Here is an 11,538-nt window from a genome sequence, read left to right as displayed (position 1 = left end):
TGCGCCAAAATCCGACGCCAATTTGCCCCGCGAGGAATGGCTCGCCCGCGAGACAGGGGAAATTGGTGGCTGATTTTGGGGATGGACTAAGGTTGACCGCCACGGTCAGGGATGTTGGGCGGACCAAACAAAAGGAATGATGTCTGGATCGGGGTGAGCGGGCCAACGGCCCGTTGAGCCCTGGTACAGACGCATTCAACAACGAAAAAAGCCACAACCAGAAAGTGAAGTGTTTTTACGCTACCCCGTAATTCGGATGGTAAACGCCCGAGATTAAGCATAAATTGCCTGCAACAAATTTGAGCAGTTGAGGGCAAATCCTTTGAACCAGAACCACGATAAACTTGTCGGCCTCATTTGGAGCATCGCCAACAAACTCCGCGGCCCTTACCGTCCCCCGCAGTATCGTCGTGTCATGCTGCCCATGACCGTGCTGCGGCGCATGGACCTGGTTCTCGCTCCAAATAAAGACAAAGTGCTCGCACAGTACGAAAAGCTGCAGGCCCAGGGCCACAGTGAAGACGCGATCCACAAGATCCTCGGCAAGACCGCAACCGATGACCGGGAGCAACCGCTCTACAACGTCAGCAAATATGACTTTGAAAAGTTGCTCGGTGATCCGAATAACATCGCGCGCAATCTGGTCACCTACATCGAAGGCTTCTCCCCCAAGGCCAAAGACATCTTCTCAAAATTCGGCTTCGATGCCGAGATCGAGAAGCTCGACAACGCCAACCGTCTGTTCATGGTGATCCAAGAGTTCGCCAAGCCCGAAGTTGACTTGCACCCCGATCGCGTTAGCAACCTGCAGATGGGCTACGTCTTCGAAGAGCTGGTCCGCAAGTTCAACGAACAGGCCAACGAAGAAGCTGGGGATCACTTCACCCCGCGCGAGGTCATCCGTCTGATGGCCCACCTCATGTATACCGAGGATGAAGACGTCTACACGCCCGGCATCGCGCGCACGATCTATGACCCGACCTGCGGAACCGGCGGCATGCTCTCGGTGTCCGAGGAATACATCCGCGAGCAGAACCCCCAGGCCAACCTGATCCTCTACGGCCAAGAATACAACGCGGAGTCTTACGCGATCTGCTGTTCAGACCTGCTTATCAAGGATGAACCGATCGACAACATACACTTCGGTGACACGCTGGGAGACGGGAAATCCGAGGACGGTCACCCGGACAAGAAATTCCACTACATGATGGCCAACCCGCCCTTTGGCGTCGAATGGAAATCGCAGCAAGCCATCGTGCAAAAAGAGGCAGACGCGCTTGGCTTCTCGGGTCGTTTTGGAGCGGGTACGCCGCGTATCAATGACGGTGCGCTTCTGTTCCTGCAGACGATGATCAGCAAGATGCGCCCGAGCCCCGAGATTGGCGGCGACGGCTCCAAGATTGCTATCGTTTTCAACGGCTCGCCCCTCTTCACGGGCGACGCCGGTTCAGGTGAAAGCAACATCCGCCGCTGGATTATTGAGAATGACTGGCTGGACGCGATCATCGCGCTGCCGGATCAGATGTTCTACAACACCGGGATTTTCACTTACGTCTGGATTGTCTCGAACCGCAAACGCCCCGAGCGGCGCGGCAAGGTGCAGTTGATCGACGGAACCAAGCATTTCTTGAAGATGCGAAAGAGCCTTGGCAACAAACGAAATAGGCTTGCTGAGGGCGAGAACGGTGAGCCAGACCACATCGGCGAGATCACCCGCCTCTATGCCGAATTCAAACATGATGACACCTCGCGCGTCATCATCGACGGCAAGACAAAAGAACGGATCTGTTCCAAGATCTTCGACAATCGCGACTTCGGCTATCTCAAGATCACCGTCGAACGCCCGCTCAAGCTGAACTTCCAGGCCAGCAAAGAACGCATCGCACGGCTGGCGGGCGAAACCGCCTTTGCCAAGCTGTCCGAAAGCAAGAAGCGCAAGGACAGTGCCGCCATCGCGGCGGAGGAAGAGGCTGGCAAAGCGCTACAGGCCCAGATCATTGCCGTGCTGGAGGGCATGCCAAATACGCTGGTCAAGAACCGTGCTGACTTCATCAAAACACTGAACGCCGCATTCAAAACCGCAGGCATCAAGCTCGAAGCGCCGATCCGCAAGGCGATCCTCAGCGCGCTGTCGGAACGGGATGAGACCGCCGACACCTGCACCGACGCCAAAGGCAATCCCGAGCCGGATACCGAGCTGCGCGATACCGAACTGGTGCCGCTGCCCAAGGATATCGAGCTGCCCATGCTGAACGCGGGTGAAGGCGAGGTGACGGATGATCAGCTGCCCGATCTCGTACACGAACACGTCGAAATCTATCTGGCCGCCGAGGTGCATCCGCATGTGCCCGACGCCTGGGTCGATCACAAGAAAACCAAGATGGGCTATGAAATTCCGCTCAACCGGCATTTCTATGTCTATGAGCCGCCGCGCGCGCTGGAGAAAATCGAAAAAGATATCGACGATGTCACCCGCGACATCATGAAGATGCTTAAGGGGATCACCGCATGAGCTACGCCCCTTATCCGGCATACAAGGACAGCGGCGTCCCATGGCTTGGGCAGGTGCCTGAAGAGTGGGAGGTAAAGCGGCTTAGCTATGCGACCCGTTTCAAAGGAGGCTCAACGCCCTCTAAGAACGAGGATCAGTTCTGGATTGACGGTACGATTCCATGGGTTTCGCCCAAGGACATGAAGCGCAAAGAAATCCACGACACCGAGGACCACCTAACCGAATTGGGTGCCTTGCAAAGCGCAAGTGGGTTGATTTATCCAGGCCACGTCATGATGGTCGTTCGGTCCGGTATTCTGCGACACTCCATTCCAGCTGCCATCAACCGTGTCCCCGTAACCGTTAATCAGGATATGCGGGTTTTTTTGCCATTCCGCGAACTGAAGTCGGAGTTCATCTACTGGGTCATTGAGGGGCTTCAAAAGACCTTGGTCGATCTGTGGAGCAAGCCGGGAACGACCGTCGAGTCACTAGAGACTGAATACGTCAATTCGTCGCCATTTCCCGTGCCGTCCATCGGAGAACAAACCGCCATCGCGGATTTTTTGGATAAGAAGACGGCCGAGATTGACGATCTGATCGCCAAGAAGGAAGAGCTTCTGCGCCTTCTGGCCGAACAACGCACCGCGTTGATCACCCACGCCGTCACCAAAGGCCTCAACCCCAACGCCCCCATAAAACCCAGCGGCGTCGTTTGGTTCGATCAAGTACCCGCACACTGGCAAGTGAGACGGCTAAAGGATGTTGGAACTCTCATCGGCGGTGCTGGCTTTCCGCATGAATTTCAGAATGTTCAGGGCGAAGAACTCTATTTCTATAAGGTGGGAGATCTGGCGAAGTCGGAAGACGGTATCCACCTCACATCCGCTCCCCACACAATTAGCCGTGAGACTGCTGCGAAGCTGCGCGCGACCGTCATTCCGCCTGATGCAATTCTTTACGCAAAGATTGGCGCGGCTCTCCTTCTGAACCGGCGTCGTATTTCGACAGCTAATTGCTGCATCGACAATAACATGACGGCCTGGATCGTAGACCCATCCAAAGTCCTGCCGCTCTGGGGGTTCTATTGGATGAGTACGGTCGATTTTGGGGAGCATACCAATCCCGGCGCGGTTCCTTCACTCAGCGAAGGGTATCAATCAATATTGCCGATAACTCTCCCGCCACTTGATGAGCAGCAAGCCATTGTTGACCAGCTTACCAACGAAACGCAAGCGATCGACCAAACCGCTCAGAAGACACGTGAAGCGATAGAACACCTGCTCGAATACCGAACTGCACTGATCACCAACGCAGTGACCGGCAAGATCAAGGTGGCATGAATGGCCACTGATGTTGGTACGTATTTCGACTGTCTCGAAAGCTATTTTGCGGAGTACTATAAACTTGCTCGCGGCGTGGATGAGATCAAACTCAAGGAAAAAGTCGATACCAGAACAGGGCAAGTAACCCGGACGGTCGACCTGAAATTTAGCAGCCCCACCTTTGCGCTCAAATTGGACAAAAAGAACGGAAAGGGTAACGTTGAACCGCTGTTTCATTTCTTCAACGACACGTCACAACCGTGGTCCAAACGATGTGATTTCGTGCTTTTCCAAAGGGAAAAGCGCTGCATCGGCGTGTATGCGTTGGAATTCAAAAGCGAAAACATCCCAGCTGACACTGTCAAAGCGCAATTAGAGCGTACCGAAAGCTGGTGTCGCTGTGTCCATTCAATCGTCCAGCACTATACCGGCGACAAGGTACCGTTTCAGTTCCGCAAATTCCTTTTGACAGACAAGACCGAGGCAGATGCCTATTTGCAAGCCGACGGAAAATATCTGAGGGTTGATCCAAAGATCCGCCATTTCAACTATGCCGACGTGCGGGGGCAGACATTGGAAGAGCTGGATCATGAAAGAAATATCAAGATAAGCTGAATTTTATGAGCAAACATACCGAAGTCCGTTTTGAAGATGCCATCACCGAAAGCCTGACCACGGCTGGCGGCTATGCCTTGGGTGACCCTGAAGGCTTTGACGCCGAACGCGGGCTGTTCCCTGACGATGTTATTTCTTTCATCGAGGCGACACAGGCCAAACGCTGGGCCAGCTTGCAGGAGTTCCACGGCGAACGCGCCAAGGGCACCTTGCTGGACTCGCTCTGCAAAGAGCTGTCGGCCAAGGGCTCGCTGCATGTGCTGCGCCACGGGTTCAAGTGTTTCGGTAAAACGTGGAAGCTGGCCTATTTCGCGCCCGCCTCTGGCATGAACCCTGACGCCTTGGCCGATTATGCCGCCAACCGTCTGACCGCCACACGGCAGGTGCATTTCGACCCCAAGCAAAAGGGCCTCTCGCTCGATCTGGTGTTGTCGGTCAACGGTTTGCCCATCGTGACGATGGAGCTGAAGAACCAGATGTCCGGCCAGACGGTCGAGCACGCCAAGAAGCAATACAAGTTCGACCGCGATCCGACCTGTCCGATTTTCCGTTTCAAGGAACGGGCGTTGGTGCATTTCGCGGTCGATACCGATCTGGCCTATATGACCACGCGTCTGAGCGGGTCGAAGACGTTCTTCTTGCCGTTCAACAAGGGGCATGGGCACGGCGCGGGCAATCCGCCGGATGAAGACAATTACCGCACGGCCTATCTGTGGGAAGAGGTGCTGACCAAGGATAGCCTGATGGATATCCTGGCCCGCTTTCTTCATCTGGAGGTCAAGGAAACCAAGGTCGTGACCGCGCGCGGGATCAAAACATCGCGCAAAGAAACGATGATCTTCCCGCGTTATCATCAGTTGGATTCGGTGCGGAAACTGGTCGCAGATGCCAAGACAAAGGGGCCGAGCCATAATTACCTGATTCAGCACTCGGCCGGGTCTGGAAAGTCGAACTCGATCGCCTGGCTGGCGCATCGTCTGTCGAGCCTGCACGATGAGAATGATCAGAAGGTGTTCAGCACGGTAGTGGTGATCACCGACCGTCGCGTCCTGGACCAACAGCTGCAGGACACAATTTATCAGTTCGAGCACAAACAGGGCGTAGTCGAGAAGATCGACGAGAACACCCAGCAGCTGGCCAAGGCACTGTCCGGCGGTGTGCCGATTGTGATTACCACGATCCAGAAATTCCCGTTCATCGCGCAGGCATTGGACACGCTCTCTAAGAAGGGTGAAGGCGTTCAGATCGACACATCCGGCAAGAGTTTTGCGGTGATCGTGGACGAAGCGCACAGTTCCCAAAGTGGCGAGACAGCCATGGAGCTCCGTAAGGTACTGAACCGTGAAGGCATTGCGGCCACCATCGCCGAGCAGATCATCGACGATGAGGAGGAACAGAACCTTTCGGACGAGGCGAAAGAAGCTCTGTTCCAGGAAATGCTCAAACGCCCTCGTCAGAAGAACATCAGCTTTTTTGCTTTCACTGCGACGCCGAAGTTCAAGACGCTGGCGGTTTTCAATGAGCCTGGACAGAACGGCAAGCCGCCGTTTCACCACTACTCCATGAGACAAGCCATCGAAGAAGGCTTCATCATGGACGTGCTCAAGAATTACACGACCTACAAAGCTTACTACGGGCTAATCAAGTCGATCGAAGACGACCCTGAAGTGCCGCGCAAGAAGGCCGCCAAGCAGCTTGCGCGTTTCATGAGTTTGCACCCGCACAATATTGCGCAGAAAGTGGAAGTGATCATTGAGCACTTCCGACATCATACTCGGCACAAGATTGGTGGCCGCGCCAAAGCGATGGTGGTTACCGGATCGCGTTTGCACGCCGTTCGCTACAAGTTGGCTTTCGACAAATATGTCAAAGACAAAGGCTATGGCGACATCAAGGCACTGGTGGCGTTTTCCGGTTCGGTGAAAGACCCAGACTTCCCCGACAAAGAATATACCGAAGTCGGGATGAACAAGGGCATCAAAGAAAGCGAATTGCCCGAAAAGTTCGGCACTGAAGAATACCAGGTGCTGCTCGTGGCCGACAAATATCAGACCGGTTTCGACCAGCCGTTGCTTCACACCATGTATGTCGACAAGCGCCTGTCAGGTATACAAGCGGTCCAAACGCTGTCTCGCCTTAACCGACGGACAGCGGGCAAGGAAGACACCTTCGTGTTGGATTTCGTCAACGAACGCGATGAGATTTTCCAATCGTTCAAAGATTATTACGAAACCACCGACGCGGGTGAAGCGCCGGATCCGCACCAACTTTACGAACTGCAGCATTCGATCGAAGAATGGCGTGTTTTTGGAAGCGATGAAGTCGATCAGGTTTGCGAAATCTGGTTCAAGAACCGCAAAGAACCGACGGCTTCCGATCATCGCAAAATGAATGCTTTGATTGACCTGGCTGTTGAACGCTTTGCCGCTATGGAAGATGCCGACCGCGAACTACTGCGCGGCAAGCTCACCAGTTTCCGGAACCTTTACGCATTCTTGTCTCAGGTCGTACCCTACCAGGATTCAGACCAAGAAAAGCTCTACACCTACCTTCGCCTCCTTATCCCGAAACTTCCGAAACGCGCCGAGGACGATCCATTCCAACTCGGTGACGAGGTCGAGCTGCAATACTACCGCCTGCAGAAAATCAGCGAAGGCGGCATCGACCTTTCGCAAGGTGAAGCTGAACCGTTGAAAGGGCCCACGGAAGTAGGGTCAGGGGTTTCTAAAGATGAAGCTGTCCAGCTTAGTTTGCTGGTCGACACGTTGAACGAGCGGTTTGGGACCGAATTCGATAAGGCTGACGAGTTGTTCTTCGATCAGGTAGTCGAGGTGGCGACAGGGAAAGAAAAGTTGCGTGAGGCCGCGCAGGCGAACACGTTGGACAACTTTTCCTTGGTCTTCAACTCCATGCTTGAAGGCATGTTCATCGAACGCATGGAAGGCAATGAAGAGATCTTTGCCAAACTAATGAACGATGATCGGTTTCGAGAGGCTGCTGCCAACGGCCTCGTAAAGCGTGTCTATGATTCAATTGTTGGAGCAAATGCCAGTTCAGACGATCCGGACGATGAAACAGACACGGACGACCCCGGACCTATGGTTAACCGTGAATAGTAGGCAAAAATGACCGATGCAGAAAAGAAAGCAGCGCACAAAGAACGCTTGGAGCAGAAGACCGTCGTCACTTCGCGGCTAAGTGAAACGACGCGGTTTGTTGCCTTTGGAATTGTTGCTTGGGTTTTCGCCGTTCAGGCCTCTGACGCCGAGTTCTCGAAGACCTATATTCAGGCCTATGAAATCTGGATCAACACGGCAGGCGCGTTGGCGGTCATTTCGATTGCAAGCGACTATTTTCAGTATCTCTGTGCTTACTTGTCTGTGAAGCATGCTTTGACGAGAAAGGAGCAAAGCTACAAATTCAACAGAAACCATCCCGCCTATTTTTTACAAACAGCGTTCTTCATCATTAAGCAAGTTACTGTAGGACTTGGTGCAATTGCCATTGCCATAACCTTCGCACTTCACATTTTTATAAATTAAATCAAATTCTTAAATGGAGAATCCAACCCAAGAGTGTCAAACGCAAACGGCGATCTGCGCTCCTTTGAACAGCAATGCGCCAGAGCGGGAAACCCGCCCTGGCGCTGAGGTCACTCAGTGACTGGATCGTCATCGCGGCGCGGGAAGGCGACCATTTCGACGTCGGGGAACATGCTGTGTTTGACGTTGATCGAGGTGATGTTGCCGCTGTCGTCGGTGTTGACGAAGAGCACGCCGCAGCGGTCCCAGAAGTTCTTGCCGTCTTTTTCGCCGGATTTGACGTTCAGTTTCAGAGTTTGAGTAGCCATTTTTTGATCCTTACTTTGAGTGTTTCGATGAACATGGCCAAAACGGGCACCAAGGGGCTGTCAGCGAGAAACTTGCCGCGCGAGGAATGCGCTGGCGCAGGGGAAATTTCTTGTTGAAGCGGTGCTTGCTCCGCGACTGACACGGCTGCCCGCTTATGTTCAGCAATCAGAAACGCGGCTAGAGGATCTGAGCTTGGCTATCCGTCGCTGAGCTAGCCGATCAAGACTGGGATAGGAAATTTCAAGATCTGCATCGGGACTGCAGATTGCTCGAAGCCAATATGATCTACCGATCATAAAGCGGAAATATGATCTGCGGATCATACGGCATGAAAGGCAGCGGCACGGCGTCGTATGCCTGCAGCGATGGCTTCCGCCAATGGCTGTGGGAACCCATCCGGCAGGTCGGCTAGTGTCTTGTCCAAGGCAGGTTCAAGCTCTGTCGCGATGCCCGACAAGACCTCCTCCGCCAGCGCGACACCATAGCCCGCCGCCTTCGCCGCCTGCAGAAAATGGCGCGGCACCACCTCGTTGATCCGGTAGTGACCGTCGACGGCCATCGCGAGGCGCATCCGGTTCTGGCGGATTTGACCGTCATCCACGGCTTTCTGAGCGCTCAGCACATCGTAGAGTGGGGTCATGCGGAACCCGCCGGGGCGCAATGCGATGCTGAAATTCTTTGCGTGCCCGTCTGTCGCTCCCAAGAGCCAAAACAGCACCTGCGCACGGAAGAACGCGCGCTGATCTGTTTCTGGGTCATCACTGCCCGTCAGCAACCCGATCCCTTCGGTGACCCCCGGCCCGCCATCCATTTGGTATTTCTGGCTGGGTGGGACCGAGAGCGCCTGACAAAAATCTTCCTGCGGGAGACGGATCAAGCGGCCATCTCTGGTCCAGCGCCGATCAAACCGCGTCACAACAAGGCTCCGCACGTCTTCGAAGTCGGCGATCTCGACCTGCGCCACATCCAAACCCATGGCGTGGCAGAAGCTCATGCAGAAAAACTCGTTCTCGACACTGTCAGACAAGTCGATCCCCGCAGGCAGTATGCCAAGCTGGGTCTTGAGGATATGGGTCGTTGGGTTAAGCCCCGATGGACGGATCCACGCGCCCTCGTGGCGTAGCAGCGCCGTTTTCTCCTGCGTCCCTGCGATAGAAATACGGAAGTCGTCTTCCTCGTCCAAGCCAAGGGGGGCACTTGCGAGGTTGCGCAGCATATCCGCAATCTGTGCCTCGGAAACGGGCTCTCCCGCGAGTGCGCCAACCTCGGGGATCTCACCCGAAACAAACTGCAAGGCCCCCACACAATCGCGGCCGATCTTATCCAGCATGTGCCATGCGTCCGTGCCGCCTGCGCGCACTCGAGCGGCAACGCGTTCACGTATCGCCTGATTGTCCGGCAGCAGGTTTTCCAAGTAGGCGATCACAGGGCCGCCCTGATGCGCCTCTTCGCGCAAAGGCAGTGACAACGAGATGGGCATGGCATGTTCCCATGCCAACCATTCCGGATCATAGGTAAAGCTGATCGCGCCTGTGCCAGCGAGACGCAAGGCCCCCACCAGCCTTCCATTCAGAAGCACCTGCATTGTGCCGCTACGTCCGCGTTTCGCCATCAGAAGATATCCTCAATTTCAAGCGAACCACCGCGCTCCACCAATCGAAACTCAAGCCCAAGTACTGCCATGACAGCGAGCACTGTGGCCAGCTTGGTTCCCGCGTCACCATTCTCCAGCGACGAAATCGTCGCGACGCGCAAATTCGTGCGCGCGCTGATATCGCTTTGGGTCCAACCGCGCGCTTTGCGCGTCCGGCGAAGCGCCTCGCCGATCTGCTCGGCCGTTCTTGCTGTGAGGTCCATGATGTGGCTCCTTTTACGGCACAGCGTAAATCAAAACAAATTACGCTGCAACGTAAATATCTACTTTTTACGCCACAGCGTAACAATCGAGCCGCACTCATGCCTGCAGCCCCGCAGCTCGAACTTGCTCAGGCGTCACCAGCTTCGATGCAATTAAGTCCTCGACCTGCCGGTTGGTGATGTGACGACACAGGGGATGGCGCTCGCGGTTCCACTCGGTGAGGCTGGCACGACCTTTGGCTTCGGCCTCTCGTGCCTTCTCACGGTCCGCCTGTATCTGGGCATGCCCTTTTTCCCATCGGCGCATCTTGAACCAATTGTCCGAGAAACAGACCTTGCTGCGCGTGTAGCCCTCGCTTTCTTTGGCATAGGCTTTGACCGCCTGCAGCAGGTCATCGGGCTTCACCCCTGCTTTCACGGCCGCTGCGATCAGGCGCAGACTGGTCCGCCGGTCTCGGATCCTATCTTCGGGATAGGCCGCTAAGATCTTCTCAGATTCAAAATCTTCAACCTCCTCCGCCGCCTCGCGCCTGCGCGTAGGTGGTTTATGGATGGTTTTAGGATGGTTTGGGGTCCACCGTGAACCCCGTCCCCCGTTCACCGTGGACCCCGTACCGGGTTCAGGCTGGACGGGGTTCACAGTGACCCCAGTCTCAATATCGGGCTCTGCAGTAGGTTCGAGCGCGGCCACGCGCTCCAGAACGATGCGATAAATGACGGTGTAGCCGTTCTTGCAGTGCCGCCGCCCCGTCTCGATCAAAATGCCTTCGCGCAGACAGTCGATGATGGTGCGCTTCACCGTGCTCTCGCTAAGCTCTGTATGGCGCTGGATGGTCCCCTTCGAGCACCAGATGCCCGAGCCGTCATCGCTCGCCTTGTCGGCCAGGAACATGATGATCTGCTTGCGCGCGGCGCTGCCAAAGCGGCGCTCGGCGCATTCGTTTGCGATACGCCAGCTCATTGGACCACCTCACCGGTCAGAGGCCATGAAAAAGCAGACTGAGCGTTTGCGATACGGCCCTGGCCCATGCTATTGTCCATTGAAAGCTGACAGGCTTTTTCTATTTGGCCCCGGTTCACAGTTGCCGCTGTGACGGGGCCTTTTTCGTTTTGAACCGGCGAACTTGGCTTTGAAACTTTCGCTTTTTGTTCACTTTTTGTCAGGGGGCATTTTTCACCCCTAAGCCGTTGTTTTTGCTTTATCTCTTTCTGGATTGCAAATCCGTGTACACCGGTTCGATTCCGGTACTCGCCTCCAATACTTTCAATGACATAGCTGGCTCCTCTTCCTAGGGGTATCACTTTGGGTATCAGGTTCTTTCTCTGATCCCTGTTCGTTCCCCATGTCATTTCGTTTCTCTGCCGCCTGCCGCGCTCTCATGATCTGTCACGCCTCACA

General features: G+C 55.0%; 10 protein-coding genes. 5 read left to right on the top strand and 5 right to left on the bottom strand.

Translation table 11 applies throughout. From position 1 onward, the window contains the following. Nucleotides 1-322: 322 nt before the first annotated feature. Genes ACN0X0_RS21995 through ACN0X0_RS21975 form a run of 5 tightly spaced genes read left to right on the top strand, consistent with a single transcriptional unit; the run spans nucleotide 323 to nucleotide 7,973 of the window. Nucleotides 323-2,512 carry a type I restriction-modification system subunit M gene (locus ACN0X0_RS21995; protein WP_417280989.1) on the top strand — a complete coding sequence of 730 codons (2,190 nt, stop codon included), beginning with the start codon at nucleotides 323-325 and terminating at the stop codon, nucleotides 2,510-2,512. Beyond that, nucleotides 2,509-3,834: a restriction endonuclease subunit S gene (locus tag ACN0X0_RS21990; protein WP_417280988.1), complete on the top strand. Its 1,326-nt coding sequence runs from the start codon at nucleotides 2,509-2,511 to the stop codon at nucleotides 3,832-3,834. The genes ACN0X0_RS21995 and ACN0X0_RS21990 overlap by 4 nt, the downstream gene beginning before the upstream one ends. Beyond that, nucleotides 3,835-4,431: a hypothetical protein gene (locus tag ACN0X0_RS21985; RefSeq protein ID WP_417280987.1), complete on the top strand. Its 597-nt coding sequence runs from the start codon at nucleotides 3,835-3,837 to the stop codon at nucleotides 4,429-4,431. Nucleotides 4,432-4,436: 5 nt separating this feature from the next. Beyond that, nucleotides 4,437-7,547, top strand: coding sequence for a type I restriction endonuclease subunit R (locus ACN0X0_RS21980; protein ID WP_417280986.1), 3,111 nt, complete (start codon nucleotides 4,437-4,439; stop codon nucleotides 7,545-7,547). 9 nt (nucleotides 7,548-7,556) lie between these two features. Then, the gene (locus ACN0X0_RS21975; protein WP_417280985.1) at nucleotides 7,557-7,973 is read left to right on the top strand and encodes a hypothetical protein; all 417 of its coding nucleotides are present in this window, start codon (nucleotides 7,557-7,559) and stop codon (nucleotides 7,971-7,973) included. A 110-nt stretch (nucleotides 7,974-8,083) separates the two neighbouring features. On the opposite strand, the gene ACN0X0_RS21970 is transcribed toward ACN0X0_RS21975, so the two are convergent. The 5 genes from ACN0X0_RS21970 to ACN0X0_RS21950 form a co-directional block, all read right to left on the bottom strand. Continuing rightward, complete coding sequence (locus tag ACN0X0_RS21970) at nucleotides 8,084-8,281, bottom strand: hypothetical protein (protein ID WP_303964642.1); 198 nt, start codon at nucleotides 8,279-8,281, stop codon at nucleotides 8,084-8,086. Between the two features lie 320 nt (nucleotides 8,282-8,601). Further along, a complete protein-coding gene (locus ACN0X0_RS21965) occupies nucleotides 8,602-9,894 on the bottom strand; it encodes a type II toxin-antitoxin system HipA family toxin (protein ID WP_417280984.1) in 1,293 nt (430 codons plus the stop codon). After that, a complete protein-coding gene (locus ACN0X0_RS21960; RefSeq protein ID WP_417280983.1) occupies nucleotides 9,894-10,139 on the bottom strand; it encodes a helix-turn-helix domain-containing protein in 246 nt (81 codons plus the stop codon). The genes ACN0X0_RS21965 and ACN0X0_RS21960 overlap by 1 nt, the downstream gene beginning before the upstream one ends. 97 nt (nucleotides 10,140-10,236) lie before the next feature. Beyond that, entirely contained in the window at nucleotides 10,237-11,100 is an 864-nt protein-coding gene (locus ACN0X0_RS21955) for a hypothetical protein (RefSeq protein ID WP_417280982.1), read from the bottom strand. Continuing rightward, a complete protein-coding gene (locus tag ACN0X0_RS21950) occupies nucleotides 11,097-11,489 on the bottom strand; it encodes a hypothetical protein (protein ID WP_417280981.1) in 393 nt (130 codons plus the stop codon). Before ACN0X0_RS21950 ends, ACN0X0_RS21955 begins: the two co-directional genes overlap by 4 nt. Nucleotides 11,490-11,538: the final 49 nt, after the last annotated feature.

Origin of the sequence: Celeribacter sp. (assembly GCF_048270365.1) — a bacterium.
In the GTDB taxonomy this organism is placed as follows: domain Bacteria; phylum Pseudomonadota; class Alphaproteobacteria; order Rhodobacterales; family Rhodobacteraceae; genus Celeribacter.
Note: the sequence above shows the minus strand (reverse complement) of the source record. Positions and strands in the feature narration are given on the sequence as shown.